Source organism: Streptomyces sp. NPDC050658, assembly GCF_044457025.1.
Taxonomy (GTDB): Bacteria; Actinomycetota; Actinomycetes; order Streptomycetales; family Streptomycetaceae; genus Streptomyces.
Window position 1 is genome coordinate 86,908 of sequence record NZ_JBITGM010000007.1, and the last position, 16,406, is coordinate 103,313.

At 71.0% G+C, this 16,406-nt stretch carries 17 protein-coding genes; 4 read left to right on the forward strand and 13 right to left on the reverse strand.

Annotation, left to right across the window (positions count from 1 at the left end):
* Positions 1 to 68: 68 nt before the first annotated feature.
* From ACIBKX_RS24425 to ACIBKX_RS24475, 11 genes are all read right to left on the reverse strand, one after another.
* On the reverse strand, positions 69 to 1,076 hold the full coding sequence (locus ACIBKX_RS24425) for an ABC transporter substrate-binding protein (protein WP_363276074.1): 1,008 nt from the start codon (positions 1,074 to 1,076) through the stop codon (positions 69 to 71).
* The gene (locus ACIBKX_RS24430; protein WP_363276075.1) at positions 1,073 to 1,888 is read right to left on the reverse strand and encodes an ABC transporter ATP-binding protein; all 816 of its coding nucleotides are present in this window, start codon (positions 1,886 to 1,888) and stop codon (positions 1,073 to 1,075) included. The genes ACIBKX_RS24425 and ACIBKX_RS24430 overlap by 4 nt, the downstream gene beginning before the upstream one ends.
* Positions 1,889 to 2,989, reverse strand: coding sequence for an iron ABC transporter permease (locus ACIBKX_RS24435; protein WP_363276076.1), 1,101 nt, complete (start codon positions 2,987 to 2,989; stop codon positions 1,889 to 1,891).
* A 118-nt stretch (positions 2,990 to 3,107) separates the two neighbouring features.
* The gene (locus ACIBKX_RS24440) at positions 3,108 to 3,851 is read right to left on the reverse strand and encodes a methyltransferase domain-containing protein (protein WP_363276098.1); all 744 of its coding nucleotides are present in this window, start codon (positions 3,849 to 3,851) and stop codon (positions 3,108 to 3,110) included.
* A gap of 154 nt (positions 3,852 to 4,005) precedes the next feature.
* On the reverse strand, positions 4,006 to 5,370 hold the full coding sequence (locus ACIBKX_RS24445; RefSeq protein WP_363276077.1) for an FAD-dependent oxidoreductase: 1,365 nt from the start codon (positions 5,368 to 5,370) through the stop codon (positions 4,006 to 4,008).
* Between the two features lie 171 nt (positions 5,371 to 5,541).
* Complete coding sequence (locus tag ACIBKX_RS24450; RefSeq protein WP_363276078.1) at positions 5,542 to 6,297, reverse strand: SDR family oxidoreductase; 756 nt, start codon at positions 6,295 to 6,297, stop codon at positions 5,542 to 5,544.
* The gene (locus ACIBKX_RS24455; protein WP_363276079.1) at positions 6,294 to 7,514 is read right to left on the reverse strand and encodes an acyl-CoA dehydrogenase family protein; all 1,221 of its coding nucleotides are present in this window, start codon (positions 7,512 to 7,514) and stop codon (positions 6,294 to 6,296) included. The genes ACIBKX_RS24450 and ACIBKX_RS24455 overlap by 4 nt, the downstream gene beginning before the upstream one ends.
* Before the next feature lie 31 nt (positions 7,515 to 7,545).
* Entirely contained in the window at positions 7,546 to 8,184 is a 639-nt protein-coding gene (locus ACIBKX_RS24460; protein ID WP_363276080.1) for an HAD family phosphatase, read from the reverse strand.
* Complete coding sequence (locus tag ACIBKX_RS24465) at positions 8,181 to 8,993, reverse strand: SDR family oxidoreductase (protein WP_363276081.1); 813 nt, start codon at positions 8,991 to 8,993, stop codon at positions 8,181 to 8,183. The genes ACIBKX_RS24460 and ACIBKX_RS24465 overlap by 4 nt, the downstream gene beginning before the upstream one ends.
* Positions 8,994 to 9,062: 69 nt before the next feature.
* A complete protein-coding gene (locus ACIBKX_RS24470; RefSeq protein WP_363276082.1) occupies positions 9,063 to 10,589 on the reverse strand; it encodes a long-chain fatty acid--CoA ligase in 1,527 nt (508 codons plus the stop codon).
* A gap of 18 nt (positions 10,590 to 10,607) precedes the next feature.
* Complete coding sequence (locus ACIBKX_RS24475) at positions 10,608 to 11,423, reverse strand: enoyl-CoA hydratase-related protein (protein ID WP_363276083.1); 816 nt, start codon at positions 11,421 to 11,423, stop codon at positions 10,608 to 10,610.
* A 148-nt stretch (positions 11,424 to 11,571) separates the two neighbouring features.
* On the opposite strand from ACIBKX_RS24475, the gene ACIBKX_RS24480 reads away from it, so the two are divergent.
* Positions 11,572 to 12,513: an alpha/beta hydrolase gene (locus ACIBKX_RS24480; RefSeq protein ID WP_363276084.1), complete on the forward strand. Its 942-nt coding sequence runs from the start codon at positions 11,572 to 11,574 to the stop codon at positions 12,511 to 12,513.
* A gap of 74 nt (positions 12,514 to 12,587) precedes the next feature.
* Positions 12,588 to 13,244 carry a TetR/AcrR family transcriptional regulator gene (locus ACIBKX_RS24485; RefSeq protein WP_363276085.1) on the forward strand — a complete coding sequence of 219 codons (657 nt, stop codon included), beginning with the start codon at positions 12,588 to 12,590 and terminating at the stop codon, positions 13,242 to 13,244.
* Positions 13,245 to 13,265: 21 nt separating this feature from the next.
* On the opposite strand, the gene cynS is transcribed toward ACIBKX_RS24485, so the two are convergent.
* Both cynS and ACIBKX_RS24495 read right to left on the reverse strand, forming a co-directional pair.
* Positions 13,266 to 13,736 carry a cyanase gene (cynS, locus tag ACIBKX_RS24490; protein ID WP_363276086.1) on the reverse strand — a complete coding sequence of 157 codons (471 nt, stop codon included), beginning with the start codon at positions 13,734 to 13,736 and terminating at the stop codon, positions 13,266 to 13,268.
* 35 nt (positions 13,737 to 13,771) lie between these two features.
* Positions 13,772 to 14,368 (reverse strand): carbonic anhydrase, encoded by a 597-nt coding sequence (locus ACIBKX_RS24495; protein ID WP_363276087.1) that lies wholly within the window; start codon positions 14,366 to 14,368, stop codon positions 13,772 to 13,774.
* A gap of 146 nt (positions 14,369 to 14,514) precedes the next feature.
* Between ACIBKX_RS24495 and cynR the strand changes: the two genes are divergently transcribed.
* Together cynR and ACIBKX_RS24505 are read left to right on the forward strand one after the other, a co-directional pair.
* Positions 14,515 to 15,417, forward strand: a complete 903-nt coding sequence (gene cynR, locus ACIBKX_RS24500) for a transcriptional regulator CynR (protein ID WP_363276088.1) — start codon at positions 14,515 to 14,517, stop codon at positions 15,415 to 15,417.
* A 71-nt stretch (positions 15,418 to 15,488) separates the two neighbouring features.
* The gene (locus ACIBKX_RS24505; protein ID WP_363276089.1) at positions 15,489 to 16,379 is read left to right on the forward strand and encodes an alpha/beta hydrolase; all 891 of its coding nucleotides are present in this window, start codon (positions 15,489 to 15,491) and stop codon (positions 16,377 to 16,379) included.
* Positions 16,380 to 16,406: the final 27 nt, after the last annotated feature.

Consider the following 16,406-nt stretch of genomic DNA (forward strand, 5'->3'; position numbering starts at 1 on the left):
GATGTGGCCGTGGACGGTGGCGGTGGCCGCTGCGGGGGCCGGGAGAGCCGCTGCCGTGTGCAGGGCGGTCACCGTCCGACCGACCGGAGGTAGCCGCCCAGGTCTTCCGCGCCCTTGACGTTGCGCGGGCCGCTGACGGCGTCTCCGTACGACATGACGAAGAAGCGGTTCTCCTTGACCGCGGGCACCGACTTCAGGCCGGGCTGCGACTTCAGGTACGCGATCTTCTCCTTGGCGGGCTGGTCGGCGTAGTCGATGATGACGATGACGTCGGGCTTCGCCTTGATCACCGGCTCCCAGCCCACCGTCGTCCAGCCCTTGTCGAGATCGTCGAAGACATTCTCGGCGCCCGCCGAGCGGATGATGTCGTCGGGAGCGGCGTGGCGTCCGGCGGTGAACGGCTGGTCGGTTCCCGAGTCGTAGACGAAGACCTTCGCGGGGTCGCCCTTCTGGGGCCAGGTCTTCTTCAACGCCGTGACGCGCCCCTTCAGTTCGGTGACGAGCTTGTCCGCGCGCTTCTCCACGCCGAAGATCCGGCCGAGGTTGCCCAGGTCCGTGTAGAGCGCCTCCAGCGGGGTCACGTCGACGCTCTTGTCGCCGTAGTCCCAGCAGGTCTCGGTGTGCAGATAGCTCGCGGAGCCGACCTTGTCCAGGAGGGCGGGGGTGATGCCCCGTTCCTCGCTGAAGCCGGAGTTCCACCCGGCGAGGACGAAGTCGGCCTTGGCGTCGACAACGATCTCCCGGGTGATGCGCTCGGTGCCGAGCCGCTCCACGTCGGCGTAGTCCGCGCGCCAGGGCGAGCCCTTGATGGCAGGGTCGCCGAGCTTGTTCATGACGTAGCCGCGCATCTTGTCGGCGAGGCCGAGGGCGAACATCTTCTCGGCGCCGCTGACGTCGTAGGCCACCGGGCGCTCGGGCCGGGTGTACGTGACGTCCTTGCCGCAGTTGGAGACGGTGACCTTGTCGTCCGCGCCCTTGGCGGCCGGCTCGACCTCGGCGCCGCAGCCGGTGGTCAGGAGCCCGGTCGCCAGCAGCACGGCGGCGGCCAGGGCACGGGGCAGCGGTGGTCGGTTCATGGGTGCGGTCCTTCTGGTAGGGCGTCGGCGAATGCCGGGGTGCCGGTGGGGGCGAGGTCGTAGACGAGTTGGGGTGTGCCGGTGCGCGGGTGGTGCACGACGGTGGCGTCGACGCCGAACACCTCGCGGATCAGGCCGGGTCGGAGCACTTCGGCGGGGGCGCCCGTCGCGACGAGCGATCCCGCGCTCAGGACGGCGATGCTGTCGCACGCCGCGGCGGCGAGGTTCAGGTCGTGCAGGGCGGTGAGCACGGTCAGGCCCGATCCGCGCAGGAACGACAGGAGTTCCACCTGGTGGCGGATGTCGAGGTGGTTGGTGGGTTCGTCGAGGACGAGGACGCGGGGTTCCTGGACTAGGGCGCGGGCCACGAGGACGCGCTGCCGCTCGCCTCCGGAGAGGGTGAGTACGCCGCGGTCGGCGAGGTGGGTGACGTCGAGCCGCTCCATCGCCCGTGCGCACAGGGCGCGTTCGTGCGCGGTGAGGGGCTGGTTGCCCCAGCCGTGCGGAGTCCGGCCGAGCGCCACGACCTCCTCGACGGTGAAGTCGAGTTCGGTATGGCTCTCCTGGGTCAGCGCTGCGATGGACCGCGCGCTGTCGCGGAGTTTCAGCGACGTCAGTTCGGTGCCGTCGAGGAGCACCGCGCCCGATGTCGGCCGCAGCGCGCGGTAGACGCAGCGCAGCGCGGTCGACTTGCCGCTGCCGTTCGGGCCGACGAGCCCGACGACCCGGCCGGCGGCCACCTCGATGTTCAGCCGGTCGACCAGGGCGCGGCCGGCGGCCTCGACCGTGAGATCGCGCAGGACGAGGCTCATCTACCGTCCCCCGAACAGATAGCCGCGCCGCCGCATCACCGTGATGAACACCGGTACGCCGATCAGCGCGGTGATGACGCCGAGCGGCAGTTCCTCGGGGGCGAACGCGGTGCGGGCGACCAGATCGACCCAGACCAGGAAGCAGGCACCGGCGAGCGGCGCGACCGCGAGGACACGGCGGTGCGTCGAGCCCACCAGGATGCGGACGACATGGGGCAGCACGAGCCCGACGAAGCCGATGGCGCCGCTGACCGCGACGATCAGCCCGGTGACCGCCGCCGTGAGCAGGAAGAGCCGCCGGCGCAGCACCTCGGCGTCGACGCCGAGGCTGGCCGCGGTCTCGTCGCCCAGCGACAGCACATCGAGGGCCCTGCTCTGCCGCAGCAGCACCACGACGGTCACCAGGACCGCCCCGGCGGCGAGCGGCAGCGACTCCCACGAAGCCGAGCCGAGGCTGCCGAGGAGCCAGAACAGCACCGTGCGCGCGGCCTGGCCGTTCGGGGAGAGGAAGACGAGCACGCTCATCAGCGCCTGGAAGCCGTATGCCAGGGCGACCCCGGTGAGCACGAGGCGCAGCGGCGTCAGACCGAGCGGCCCGCGCGCCGCCAGGTACACCAGGACGGTGGCGCCGAGCGCCCCGAGGAACGCGGCGGCCGACAGGGCGTAGATCCCGAGCCCCGCGAAGACCCCGAACACCACGACGGCGGTGGCCCCGACGGACGCGCCGGAGGAGATCCCGAGGACGAACGGGTCGGCGAGGGCGTTGCGCACCAGCGCCTGGACGGCGACGCCCACGACCGCGAGTCCCGCGCCGACGACGGCCGCGAGCAGTACCCGTGGCGTGCGCACGTGCCAGACGATGGAGTACTCGCTGACCTCGTCCGCGCCGATCGGGCCGCCGGTGAGGGCGGCGCCCAGGAAGCGGGCGACGTCCGCGGGTGCCACGACGGTCGGCCCCAGGGCGATGCCCGCGAGGACGGAGACGACGAGGGTCACCGACAGCACGGTGAGCGTGGTGACGAGTCTGCCGCGGCCCGCCCGGCTGCTCGGGGGCGGTTCGGCGGGACGCGAGGATGTGGGCTCCAATGTGACCTCGGTCATGAAGTCCCTTCAGGCATGGGGTAGTTCAAAGGCATGCGGCGCGCGCTCGGTGTGCGGCACGGTCCAGAAGTCGGCCCGCGCGGCGGTTGAGTTCCCGCGAATTCACGAACCGCGCACCTCACCTGCCGGGCTTGGTCCCGCGCACGATCAGCCGGCGCGCGTGCTGGTCGTAGGGTTCGCCGTCGAAGCCGCCGTAGCACTCGACGTCGGTGAATCCGGCCGTCTCGAAGAGGGCGCGCAGTTCCGCCGCGCTGTAGAGGAAGGAGGTGATCGACGCCTCGCGCGCGGTGCCGTCGCGTACGAGCGTCCAGTCGGTGCGCAGCCGCGTCCAGTCGTCCAGGACGGTGTCGCGCTGCAGGACGTACGCGCCGTCGAGCCGGACGAGTTGGGGGCGGCCGATCCAGCCGGCGAGGACTTCTTTCCCCATGACGTCGATGAGCAGCTGCCCGCCGGGGACCAGGGATTCATGGGTGTTGGTCAGCACCCGGAGGTTGTCCCGGGGGTCGTCGAAGTAGCCGAACGAGGTGAACACGTTGAGCACCACGTCGTACGCGGCGGGCTCGACGTGGGTGAGCATGTCGGCCTGGAGCAGCCGCACTTCGGGCGCCGCCGCCGCACAGACCGCGCCGGCCCGCTTCAGCATCTCGGCACTGAGGTCGACGCCCGTCACCCGGTAGCCGCGCTCCGCCAGGGGCACGAGGTAGAGGCCGGGGCCGCAGCACAGGTCCAGGACGCGGCTGTGCGCCGGGAATTGGAGCAGGGGCGAACGGGCCACGACCTCCGCCGTCTCGGCCCGCCGCCGTTCGGAGAACATCGTCTCGGCGAAGTCCGACCAGAATCCGTCATCCTCGTACCAGTTCATGCACCAGTGGTCGGCCGCGGACTCCGGCTGGTTCCCGGCCGTCGAGAAACGCCGAAGAGGCGTGACCGTCTCCGTGACGGTCACGCCTCTCCGGTGAGGGGCGGGCTCAGGTCTGCCGCGCAGGGCGGGCTCAGGTCTGCCGCGATGGGCGGGCTCAGGCGCCGCTGGCGTCCAGCATGTCCTCGCGCTCGACGATCTTCACTCGCTCGCGGCCCTCGGGCTCGCCGAGCGCCTTCTCGGCGGCGTCGAGGCGGTACCAGCCGTCCCACGTGGTGAAGCGGATGTTCCGCTCGCCGAGGAAGGCGTCCACGGCCTCCGGCTCGGGCGAGCCGGGGGTGTGCAGCCGGTCGTTCGCGTGGTCGTCGAGGAGGCTCGCGACCGTCTCGTTGGCGTCGCCCTTGGTGTGGCCGATGAGGCCCACGGGGCCGCGCCGGATCCACCCGGTGACGTACGTCGACCGGAGGTGCTCGCCGCTGTCCTCGATGACCCGGCCGCCCTGGTCGGGGACCGTGCCCGACTCGACGTCCCAGGGCAGCTTCGGCAGCTCGTCGGAGAGGTACCCGACGGCGCGGTAGACGGCGCCGAGGTCCCAGTCCTTGAACTCGCCGGTGCCCTTGACGTTGCCGGTGCCGTCGAGGGCGGTGCGCTCGGTGCGCAGGCCGACGACCTTGCCGTCCGCGCCGAGGATCTCGGTGGGCGACTCGAAGAAGTGCAGGAACAGCTTGTGCGGGCGGTCGCCGATGTCGCGGATGGCCCAGTTCTCGAGGGTCTTGGCGACCATATCGGCCTGCTTGTTGCCGCGCCGGGTCGCGATCGAGCCGTCGTCGTAGTCGATGTCCTCGGGGTCGACGATGACCTCGATGTTCGGGGAGTGGTCGAGTTCCCGCAGCTCCATGGGGCTGAACTTCGCCTGGGCGGGGCCGCGGCGCCCGAAGACGTGGACCTCCAGCGCCTTGTTCGCCTTCAGGCCGTCGTACACGTTCGCCGGGATCTCGGTCGGAAGCAGCTCGTCCGCGGTCTTGGCGAGGATGCGGGCCACGTCGAGGGCCACGTTGCCGACGCCGAGCACGGCGACCTTCTCGGCCTCCAGGGGCCAGGTCCGCGGCACGTCCGGGTGGCCGTCGTACCAGGAGACGAAGTCCGCGGCACCGTGGGAACCGTCCAGGTCGATGCCGGGTATGTCGAGGGCGCGGTCGGCCGTCGCGCCCGTGGAGAAGATCACGCCGTCGTAGAAGGTGCGCAGATCGTCCAGGCTGATGTCGCGCGGGTAGTCGACATTGCCGAAGAGCCGGATCTGCGGCTTGTCGAGGACCTGGTGCAGGGCCGTGATGATGCCCTTGATGCGCGGGTGGTCGGGGGCGACGCCGTAACGGATCAGACCGAACGGGGCCGGCATCCGCTCGAAGATGTCGATGGACACACCGGGATCGGCGGCCACTGCGGATTTCAGCAGCGCGTCGGCAGCATAGATCCCGGCCGGGCCGGCTCCGACAATGGCTACCCGCAGAGGGCGAGGCATGTTCAGGTTCCCTTCGAGCGTTGGGTGACTCGACGGGAAGCCTAAACTAAGGCAAGCCTTAGTTAGTAACCGGGTCGGCTTTATGACCTCATAAGGCGGCCTTATGGCTTGCCAAAGTGTGGCTGATGCCATGGTGCGGCGGGGGTCCGCCCAGCGCCGGGCGGACCCCCCTCACACGGCTCCGGGGCCCAGCAGCTGCCCTCCGTCCACGATCAGCGTCTCCCCGGTGATCCAGCGCGCGCCCTCTCCCCCGGCGAGGAACGCGATCGCCTCGCCGATGTCCTCCGGCTCGCCGATCCGGCCCAGCGGGGTCGCTCCGGCGACCTTCGCCTCGTGCTCCTGCCAGAGCGCCTCGGCCAGCTTCGTCCGTACGACGCCGGGCGCGATGGCATTGACCCGTACCTTCGGGGCGAGTTCGAGGGCGAGCTGCTTGGTGAGATGGATCAGCGCGGCCTTCGACACGTGGTAGACGCCGAAGTCCGCGGCGACCGAATAGCCGCCGATGGAGGCGGTGTTGACGACCGAGCCGCCGTGCTCCCCCATCCACGCCTTCACGGCGAGGGACGTCCACAGGATCGGCGCCCACAGATTGACGTCCATCGTCTTGGCGAAGCGGCCGTGGTCCTGGTCGACGACCGGGCCGTACGCCGGATTCGTGCCGGCGTTGTTGACGAGGATGTCGAGCCGTCCATACGTACCGACGACGAAGTCCACACAGGCGCGGGCCGCGTCCTCGTCGGTGGCGTGCGCGCCGAAACCGGCGACGCCTGCGCCGAGTTCGGCCGCCGCCTCCTTGGCGCGCTCCTCGCTGCGCGACGTCACGACGACCTGAGCGCCCCGGTCGCGCAGCGCCGCGGCGGCGGCGAGGCCGATGCCCCGCGAAGCGCCGGTGACGAGGGCCACCTTCCCCTCCAGCGGACGGCTCATCGCGCGCTCCGCTCGTGCTCGCGGCGGCGCAGCTCACGCACCGCGATCGTCCGCTTGTGCACCTCGTCCGGGCCGTCGGCAAGGCGCAGGGTCCGCAGATGGGCGTACATGCTCGCGAGCGGGAAGTCGTCGGAGACTCCCCCGCCGCCGTGCACCTGGATGGCGCGGTCGACGACCTTCAGGGCGACCTCGGGGGCGGCGACCTTGATGGCGGCGATCTCCGTGCGGGCCTGCTTGTTGCCGACGGTGTCCATCAGGTACGCGGCCTTCAGGGTGAGCAGCCGCGCCATGTCGATCTCGATGCGGGACTCGGCGATCCAGTCCTGGATGTTGGCCCGGTCGGCGATCGGGGCGCCGAACGTCGTGCGCGACTGGGCACGGTCGATCATCAGGTCGAGGGCTCGCTCGGCCATGCCGATCGAGCGCATGCAGTGGTGGATACGGCCGGGGCCGAGCCGCGCCTGACTGATCATGAAGCCGTCGCCCTCGCCCGCGAGCAGCGCCGTGACCGGTACGCGTACGTCCTCGAAGAGCACCTCGGCGTGGCCCTCGCGGTCCTGGTAGCCGAAGACCGGCAGGCCGCGCAGGACGGTGACGCCGGGGGCGTCGAGGGGCACCACCATCATGCTCTGCTGGCGGTGGCTCGGGCCCTCCGGATCGGTCTTGCCCATCACGATCAGGACCTTGCAGTTCTGGTGCAGGGCGTTGGACGTCCACCACTTGCGGCCGTTGAGGACGTACTCGTCGCCGTCGCGCTCCATCCGCATCTCGATGTTGCGGGCGTCGGAGCTGGCGACGGCCGGTTCGGTCATCGCGAAGGCGGAGGCGATCTCACCGGCGAGCAGCGGCTTCAGCCACTTCTCCTTGTGCTCCTCGGTGCCGAAGAGCGTGAGCACCTCCATGTTGCCGGTGTCCGGGGCGTTGCAGTTGGTGGCCTCGGGCGCCAGGTGGGCGCTGCGGCCCATGATCTCAGCGAGCGGCGCGTACTCCAGGTTGTTCAGGCCGGGACCCCATTCGGGGTGCGGGTGGAAGAGGTTCCACAGGCCCTGCTTCTTCGCCTCGGTCTTCAGCTCCTCGATGACCGGCGGCTGGAAGTGCGGGTTCCCCGACTCGGCCATCTGCGCCTCGTAGACGGGTTCCGCGGGGTAGATGTGCTCGTCCATGAAGGCGAGCAGCTTGTCCTGGTACTCCTTGGCGCGGTCGGACAGCTCGAACACGAATCCTCCAACAAGTCAGGTTCTCAAGATTTCACTGGTCGGCCGGCGGCGCGAGCAGCCCCGCGAGCGCGGCGGCCGTCGTGGCGGCGTCGCGGTGCACGACTCCGGCGATGCCGATGCGGTGCGCGGCGGTGATGTTCTGTTCCAGGTCGTCGACCATCACGGTGTCCTCGGGGCGTGTGCCGAGGCGTTCGCAGGCGATGGCGTACGCGCGTCGGGACGGTTTGCGCACGCCGATCTCCCCGGAGATCGTCACGGCGTCGAACATGGCCGGAAGATCGAATCCGGCGTAGCAGTCGTCGCCGAGGGAGTTGGACAGCAGCCCGACCCGGTGTCCTTCGGCCCGGACCTTCGCCACGAGCGCGATCATGTCCGGGTCCGGCCGCAGCTTCTCCTGCATCCGGCCCACGAGTCCCGCACCCTCGACCGGCACACCGTGCGCCCGCAGCCGGGCGGCAAGACCCTCCTCGAACTCCCGCTCGCCGAGCCGCCCTTCCTCGTGCGCCACCAGCAGCGCGCTGCCCTCGGGGTCCTTGGCCAGGAGCCGCAGCAACAGCCGCGGCTCGCCGCCGAGTTCCGCGCTCAGTTCCTCGAAGGCGGCGACCACGCTCGTGGTGAGCACGCCGCCGAAGTCGAACAGGACCGCGTGGCGCGGCCGTTCCCCGCTCATCGCACCGTCTCCTGGTAGCGCCGCATGCCGCGCAGCCACCGGTCGTAGTCGCTGCCCTTGTGCCGGTAGAAGTCGAGCACCTGCGGATGCGGCAGGACGAGGAACCGCTCGTCCCCGATCGCCTCCATCACGTGATCGGCGACGTCGAGCGGCGAGAGCACCTCTCCCGCGTCCAACACGGCCTGGGCGGCGGCCCGTTCGACCGGATCGGCCGACCGCGTGCCAGCCATGAGCAGCTCGGTCTCCACGCCCTGCGGGCACAGGCAGCTCACGCGTACGCCGTCCTTTCCGTACGTCACCGAGAGCCACTCGGCGAAGGCGACCGCGCCGTGCTTGCTCACGGAGTACGTCGCCGAGCCGATCTGGGTGAGCAGGCCCGCGGCCGACGCCGTGCTGAAGAAGTAGCCGCCGCCGCGCTCGACCCAGCCCGGCACGAGGAGTTTCGCCGCGCGGACATGCGCCATGACGTTGACGTCGAGCGCCCGGCTCCACTCCGCCTCGCTCGCGTCGAGCCCCGGTCCGCCGCCGACCCCGGCGTTGGCGAAGTACAGGTCGACCGGCCCGAACCGTTCCTCGGCCGCCCCGATCAGCCGCTCGACGTCCGCCGTGGACGCCGCGTCGGCCGCTTCGCCCCACACGCGCTCACCGTGTGTCCCGGCGAGCTTCTGCACTGTGGCGTCGAGACGGCCGGCGTCGAGGTCCGTGAGCAGGACGCCGCGTGCACCGCCCTCGACCAGGCGCCCTGCGATGGCGGCACCGATGCCGCCCGCCGCGCCCGTGACGATCGCGACTCTCCCGTTGATCTGCACGAAGTCTCCCGCTCGGTGGACCGACTCTGTTCCGGTGCGTCTTCACCGTAGTTGAATCCGATGTCAACTTCAATGCTCGGCGGGCGGCGACGGCACGGCAGCCCCGGAAGCCGGCAGGGCCAGGTCGATCGCCCGCTTGAGGATCTTCCCGGTCGGCCCCTTCGGCAGCTCGTCGACGACCGCGACGACATGGGGCACCTTGTAGGCGGAGAGCCGCTCCTTCGCCCAGGCCCGCAGTTCCGCCTCCCCCAGCACGGCGCCCGGCCGTAGCGCGATGACGGCCGCGACCTCTTCGCCGTAGTGCTCGTCGGGGACGCCGACGACGGCCGCCTCGACGATGTCGGGGTGTTCGTAGAGCACCTCCTCGACCTCGCGCGGGTAGACGTTGTAGCCGCCCCGGATCACGAGGTCCTTCTTCCGGTCGACGATGCGCAGGTCTCCCTCGTCGTCCGTGGCGCCGAGGTCGCCGGTGCGCAGCCAGCCTTCGTGCAGCGCCTCGGCGGTGGCGTCGGGGCGGTTCCAGTAGCCCTTCATGACGACGGGGCCCTTGATGTGCACCTCGCCGACTTCACCGGGCGGCAGTTCGCGCCCCTCGTCGTCGCGCACGGAGATCGCACAGCCCGGCAGCGCCCTGCCCACATAGCCGGGCTTGGCGGGTCCGCCCGCTACATGACAGGTGGCGGCCCCCGTGGTCTCGGTCAGGCCGTACCCCTCGACGATGGCGCAGCCGAACCGCTCCTCGAAGGCGCGCATCACCTCCACCGGCAGCGAGGCGCCGCCCGACGAGGCGAGCCGCAGCCCGCCGAAGTCCGCGTCGGTGCCGTCGGCGGCGCCGAGGAGGGCGTTCCACATGGTCGGCACCCCGGAGATGAAGGTGGGCCGGTCGCGTTGGATCAGGGCCAGCATCATCGGCGTACGGAACCGTTCGAGGAGGGTCAGGCTGCCGCCGGCGCGCATCGTGGTGGCCATGACGCAGGCCTGGCCGAAGACGTGGAAGAGGGGCAGTCCGGTCACGGCGCGGTCGTGGGACGTGATGCCGTGCACCTCGCGGAAGATCTCCGCGCAGGCGTCGAGATTGCCGTGCGTGAGCTGGGCGCCCTTGGGCCGCCCGGTGGTGCCGGAGGTGTAGAGCAGTGCGGCGGTGTCGTCCGCCGATACGGGGTGCGGCGCGCCGGTCGCGTCGGTCTCGGGCAGGCCGGCGAGACCTTGGCGCAACTCCCAGTAGGAAAGGGCGAGTTCGGCTGCCGCCTGCTCGGGGGCCGGAGTGATCCCGTGCCACCCGAGCACGGTGCGGGCCCCCGCGTCCTGCGCGATGTACGTCAGCTCCCGGCGCGTGGCCATGGTGTTGGCGGTGACGGCGATGGCCCCGGCCGCGAGGATCCCGTAGTACGCGAAGGCGAACTCGGGCACGGACGGCGCGACCAGCAGCACCCGGTCGCCGGGGCGCACGCCCTGCTCCGTCAGGCGTCCCGCGACGGCGGCGGCGCGCTCACGGAGCCTGCCATACGACCAGGAGTCGGCGCCCTCGCCGCGCAGGGCGACACTCTCGGGGGCGGAACGGGCGTGTTCCCAGACGGATGCGGCGGCATTGGGCATGCGATGACCTTCCGTACGTCACTTGGGGTCGAGGGGGCGGAACGCGGGCGCGCGGCCCTCCAGATAGCTGGTGACGCCCTCGGCGGCGTCGGGATGCCGGAACGCGTCGAGCATCAGCGCGTCCGCGGTCGCCGCCGCCGTGGTGAAGTCCGTGTCGAGCGCCTGGAACACCTGCCGCTTCATGACGCTCATGGACTCCGGCGAGCAGCAGGCGGCCAGGTCAGTGGCGTACTCGACGGCGGTGTCGAGGAGTTGCCCCGGTGCGACGATCCGGTTGACCAGGCCCATCTCGTGGGCCTCCGTCCCGCGCAGCACTCGCCCGGACAGCAGCAGGTCCATGGCCCGGCTCGGCCCGACGAGCCGCGGCAGGAGCCAGGCGATGCCGTACTCGGCGATGAGCCCGCGCCGCGCGAACGCCGTGGTGAACTTGGCGTCCGGGGTGCTCAGCCGGATGTCGCAGTACAAGGCCTCGACCAGGCCCAGCCCGGCCACCGGCCCGTTGATCGCCGCGATCAGCGGTTTGCGCAGGGTGAGCGGGAACCAGCGCGGGCGCTCCCTCGGCAGCCGGCCGGCGGCGGCCTGATCCGGGGACGCCACCTGGCGCAGGTCGTCCATGTCGGCTCCCGCGCAGAAGCCGCGTCCGGCTCCCGTCAGCACGATCGCCCGTACGTCCGCGTCCGCCTCCGCCTCGTCGAGCAGGGCGAAGTAGCGGGCCTCCAGCTCGTCGGTCCAGGCATTCAGACGGTCGGGGCGGTTCAGCGTGAGGACGAGCACGGGGCCGCGCCGCTGGGCGAGGACCGTTTCCTCGGGGGACGTCCGGCTGCTTCCACTCACGGGTCGTGGCCTCCTCTTGTGGCGCTTCGCACCGCACTCACGGCCCGCTCTGTATAATTGAACCCAACGTCAAGTTCAATACTTTGAACACGCCCCCCACCAGCGCGAGTTCCAGGCGCCGGTCCACGCTGTCGAGGGAGTTCCGCAGATGACGACAGACACTCCGATGACCGACTGGGAGCGCGTCGCGGTCAGGGACGTCGCGACCAACGGCATCACGCTCCGGGTCTTCGAGCACGGGGCAGGACAGCCGGGCAGGCCCCCGGTGGTCCTTGTCCACGGCTTCCCGGAGCTCGCCTTCTCCTGGCGCCACCAGGTCCGCTCGCTCGCGGCGGCGGGCCATCGCGTGATCGCCTTGGACATGCGCGGCTACGGAGGCAGTTCACGCCCGCAGGACGCCGACGCGTACGACGTACTGACCCTCTGCGCCGACCTCGCCGGACTCCTGGACGACATCGGGGCGGACGACGCGGTCTTCGTGGGGCACGACTGGGGCGCGGCCGTCGTCTGGCACATGGCCTGGGCGTACCCGGAGCGGGTCCGCGCCGTGGTGGGGATGAGCGTGCCGGTGACGCCGCGCGCCCCGGCACCGCCGCTGCCGATCCTGCGCTCGCGCTTCGGCGACGACTATTACATCGTGTGGTTCCAGGAGCAGGGCGTAGCCGACCGGGCGCTCGGCCAGAACGTCCGCAGGACCCTGGTGGCGAAGGAGATCTACTCCGCCGAGTGGGCCGCCCGACCGGACGAGCATCTGCCGGCGCCGCGCTGGCTCGGCGACGAGGAGCTGGCGTACTACGTGAAGGCGTTCGAGGAGACCGGCTTCACCGGCGGTCTCAACTACTACCGCAACATCGACCGGAACTGGACGCTCACGGAACAGCTGGACGGCCGCCCCATCGCACAGCCGTCGCTGTTCATCACCGGCTCCAAGGACCCCGTCGCGCGGTACATGCCCGCGGGCGCGCTCGACCGCGTGCTCACCGATCTGCGCGGGCACGTCGTCATCGACGGCGGGGGCCACTGGATCCAGCAGCAGCGCCCGGACGAGGTCGACGCCGCGCTCCTGGAGTTCCTCGCCGACCTCCCCTGATAGCATCCGCTGCCACCGGTGCCGCGAGTGTCGGCAAGTGTCCGCGAGTTTCGTACGACAGTGAATGGATCGCCTTGGCTGCGCAGGCCCCGGCCGCTGACGGCGGCCAGAAGCAACCGATCACGCCACGCAGCGCGCGGGGCGTCAGGACGCGCAACGCGCTGATCGCCGCCGCCCGCGAGGTCTTCGAGCGTGACGGCTACCTGGACGCCCGGATCACGGACATCTCCAAGGCGGCGCATGTCGCCTCCGGGTCGTTCTACACGTACTTCAACAGCAAGGAAGAGATCTTCCAGGCGCTCGTCGAGCAGGTGCAGGAGGAGATGCTCCACCCGCACCTGCGCGAGCGCACCGGGATCACCGACACCCGGCAGCTGATCGACGCCTCGAACCGCGAGTACCTGCGCGCGTACAAGAAGAACGCACGGCTCATGGCCCTGTTCGAGCAAGTCGCCCAGGTCGACGAGCAGTTCAAGGCGCTGCGCATCGAGCGGGGCAACGCCTTCGCCCGGCGCAACGCCAAACTGATCAGCACGCTGCAGGAGAACGGCGAGGCCGACACCAGCCTGGATCCGCTGGTGACGGCACACGCCCTGTCCGTCATGGTGAGCCGGATGGCCTACATGGTGTTCGTGCTGGAACAGCGCATCCCCTTCGAGCGGCTCGTCACGACGCTCAACAAGATCTGGGAGAACGGGCTCCAGCTGAAGGACCCCGAGCCGGAGGCCTGACCCGGGGTCTCTTCGCCGGGTTCAGAAGGGCTTGGTCGGCAGGTACTTGCCGTCCAGGGTGATGACCGCGCGCTCGCCGCCCTCCGGGTCGGCGACCTTCTTCACGTCCAGCCTGAAGTTGATCGCGCTGATGATGCCGTCCCCGAACTCCTCGTGGACCAGGGCCTTCAGGGTCGTGCCGTACACCTGGAGCATCTCGTAGAAGCGGTAGATCGTCGGGTCGGTGGGGATGCCGCCGTCGATGGAGCCGCGGGTCGGGATGGTCTGGAGCAGCAGTACGGCGTCGTCGTCCAGGCCGAGCAGCTCGGCGACGGCACGGGCGGACGGCTCGGGAAGGGCGTGCTGGCCGAGGACGGCGGCGGTGACGAACGCGACCGAGTAGCCCGCGGCGTCGGCGATCTCCTTCCAGGACAGGTCCTTGCGGACCTTCGCCTCGACGGCGGCGATGGAGAGGGCCTGACGGGCGGCGGGGTCGAACTGGGCCTGCGGCATGGTGGAACTTCCTTTCAGAGGTGTCACTTCGGGGATCAGGCCACGAGCGTGGCCGTGCGGCCGGCGGTGTCGAGTTCCTCGACGGTGCCGGTGGGGATGTCGTAGACCCAGCCGCGCAGCGTGAGCCGCCGCGCCTCCAGGGCATGGGACACCGAGGGGTGGGTGGCGAGGTTCGCGAGCTGGGCGCGGACGTTCTCGCGTACGAGATCCGCCACCGTGCCCACGCCGGACCGGGAGGACTCGGCGGCGCTCCGGGCCTGCCGCAGCCAGTCGGCGACGGCGGGGGTGCCGCTCAGGTCGTGGTTCTCCACGAGGGCGGTCATCGCGCCGCAGGCGGAGTGCCCGCAGACCACGATCTCGGTGACGCCGAGGACGGCCACGGCGTACTCGATGCTGGCGGCGACGCCGTCCGCCCCAGGGGCGTGGGCGGGGACGAGATTGCCCGCGGTGCGGATGACGAACAACTCACCCGGCTCGCTCTGGGTGATCAGCTCCGGCACCACACGGGCGTCGGAGCAGCTGATGAACAGCGTCGACGGCCGGTGGTACGCGGCGAGCCCCGCGAACAGCTCCGCCTTGGCCGGATAGACGTCGCGCCGGAAACGCGTGACGCCCTCGGTCAGGTCGCGCATGGTCACTCCCTTCGTACGGTCACCCAGGGGGCGGCCTCGTGCCGCCGTCCCGCCGGGCTGATGGAATCCACCCTGCACGAACTGCACCTATAGCGTCCAAGACGCAATACCCATGCCTTCTATCGATGTCATCTATAGTTGGGTTCATGGCCGCCCCGGAGCTCCGTCATCTGCGCTATCTGCTCGCCGTCGCCGAGCACGCCAACTTCACCCGCGCCGCCGAGGACCTGCGGGTGTCGCAGCCGACCCTCTCGCAGCAGATCAAGCAGCTGGAGCGGAACGTGGGCGCGCAGCTCCTGGACCGCACGGGGCGCACCGTGCGGCTCACCGACGCGGGCGAGACCTACGCCCACTACGCACGCAGGGCGCTGCGGGACCTGGCCGCCGCCGACCGGGCCGTCCTGGACGTCGCCGATCTCTCGCGCGGCCATCTGCGGCTGGCGATCACCCCGACGTTCACCGCCTACCTGGTGGGACCGCTCGCGGCGGAACTGCACGGCCGGCATCCCGGCATCACGCTGGACGTCAAGGAGATGACGCAGGAGCGGATCGAAGCGGCTCTGCTGGCCGACGAACTGGACCTGGGGATCGCCTTCCACGGCCAGCACCTGCCCGGCATCACGGCTTCGCCCCTGTTCACGGAGACGCTGGGCCTGGTGACGGGGGCGGGAGACTCAGGGAGCAACACCCCAGTACCCGTACGGCAGTTGACGGACCGCCACCTCGCCCTGCTCAGCGGCGACTTCGCGACCCGAGCGCACATCGACGCCTATCTCGCCGCCCACGCGGTGCGCCCGCACATCGCCGTGGAGGCCAACTCCATCCAGGCCCTGACCGAGATCGTGCGGCGCACGGGGCTGGCCACCGTGCTGCCGGACGCGATCACTCATGAGCACCCGCATCTCAGGCCCGTCGCGCTGGACCCTCCCCTGCCGCCCCGCACGGTCACGCTGCTGCGCCGCGAGAACGCCTACCGGAGCGCCGCCGCCCGCGCGTTCACCCGGCTCACGCAGCAGTTCGTCGCCGAGCGGGAGTACGCCCCTGCCTGAGGCGCCGGGCCTGGCGTCAACACCCGCCAGTACGATGGTCGTTCCCTGCCCGACCACCAGTGGAGCGCACAGTGTCCTCGGAACTCCCCGGCCTGCTGCAGGTCATCGGCTCCCCGCACCCGGATGTCGCGACGCTGCCGCCCGCCGCGCCCTGCGAGCCCGGGGTCCGCGTGCTGCGCGGGATCCCGTACGACGTGCCCGAGGGCAGCCGGCCGCTGGAGCTCGACCTGTGGCTGCCCGGAACCGAGGACTCCGCCTCGCCGGCCCCGCTGGTGCTCTTCGTGCACGGCGGAGCCTGGCGCCGCGGGCGGCGCGACGACATGGGGCTGCATACGCGGGGATGGTCGCCCGGCCCCTTCGCCCGTATCGCGGCGGCGGGCTTCGCGGTCGCCTGTGTCGACTACCGGCTCAGCGGCGAGGCCGTCTTCCCCGCCCCGCTGGACGATCTCCGGGCCGCGCTGCGCTGGCTCACGCTGCGCTCGGCCGACCTCGGCGTCGACACCGCGCGCACGGTGGTGTGGGGCGAGTCGGCGGGCGGCCACCTCGCCTCGCTGCTCGCCCTCACCCACGACGAGCCGTCCCTGGCGGGCGGCATCATCTGGTACGCGCCGAGCGATCTGACCACCGCCCGCGGCGGCTACGACCCGGCGAGCCCCGCCGGCCCCGAGGCCCTGCTGCTCGGCTCGGCCCCCGCCGCGGCCCCGGAACTCGCCGACGCGGCCAGCCCGCTCACCCACGTCCACGCCGACGCCCCGCCGCTCCTCCTCGTCCATGGCGAGGCGGACACCATGGTGGACCGCAGCCACAGCGAGACCCTCGCCGAGCACCTCCGCAAGGCCGGAGCCCCGGTCGACCTGTGGACGGTCCCGGGCGCGGACCACGTCTGGTACGGGCTGAGCGCGTCGGAGGCGGAGGACATCTTCACGCGGTCACTGGAGTTCGCCCGCGGGATCGTGGGCTAGCGGGGCCCCGCGACTCCTTGGACGGCC

Excerpts from the sequence above, each read along its gene's own strand:
- ACIBKX_RS24425 (WP_363276074.1), bottom strand. The coding sequence starts at position 1,076 with ATGAACCGACCACCGCTGCCCCGTGCCCTGGCCGCCGCCGTGCTGCTG.
- ACIBKX_RS24430 (WP_363276075.1), bottom strand. The coding sequence starts at position 1,888 with ATGAGCCTCGTCCTGCGCGATCTCACGGTCGAGGCCGCCGGCCGCGCC.
- ACIBKX_RS24435 (WP_363276076.1), bottom strand. The coding sequence starts at position 2,989 with ATGACCGAGGTCACATTGGAGCCCACATCCTCGCGTCCCGCCGAACCG.
- ACIBKX_RS24440 (WP_363276098.1), bottom strand. The coding sequence starts at position 3,851 with ATGAACTGGTACGAGGATGACGGATTCTGGTCGGACTTCGCCGAGACG.
- ACIBKX_RS24445 (WP_363276077.1), bottom strand. The coding sequence starts at position 5,370 with ATGCCTCGCCCTCTGCGGGTAGCCATTGTCGGAGCCGGCCCGGCCGGG.
- ACIBKX_RS24450 (WP_363276078.1), bottom strand. The coding sequence starts at position 6,297 with ATGAGCCGTCCGCTGGAGGGGAAGGTGGCCCTCGTCACCGGCGCTTCG.
- ACIBKX_RS24460 (WP_363276080.1), bottom strand. The coding sequence starts at position 8,184 with ATGAGCGGGGAACGGCCGCGCCACGCGGTCCTGTTCGACTTCGGCGGC.
- ACIBKX_RS24470 (WP_363276082.1), bottom strand. The coding sequence starts at position 10,589 with ATGCCCAATGCCGCCGCATCCGTCTGGGAACACGCCCGTTCCGCCCCC.
- ACIBKX_RS24480 (WP_363276084.1), top strand. The coding sequence starts at position 11,572 with ATGACGACAGACACTCCGATGACCGACTGGGAGCGCGTCGCGGTCAGG.
- cynS (WP_363276086.1), bottom strand. The coding sequence starts at position 13,736 with ATGCCGCAGGCCCAGTTCGACCCCGCCGCCCGTCAGGCCCTCTCCATC.
- ACIBKX_RS24495 (WP_363276087.1), bottom strand. The coding sequence starts at position 14,368 with ATGCGCGACCTGACCGAGGGCGTCACGCGTTTCCGGCGCGACGTCTAT.
- cynR (WP_363276088.1), top strand. The coding sequence starts at position 14,515 with ATGGCCGCCCCGGAGCTCCGTCATCTGCGCTATCTGCTCGCCGTCGCC.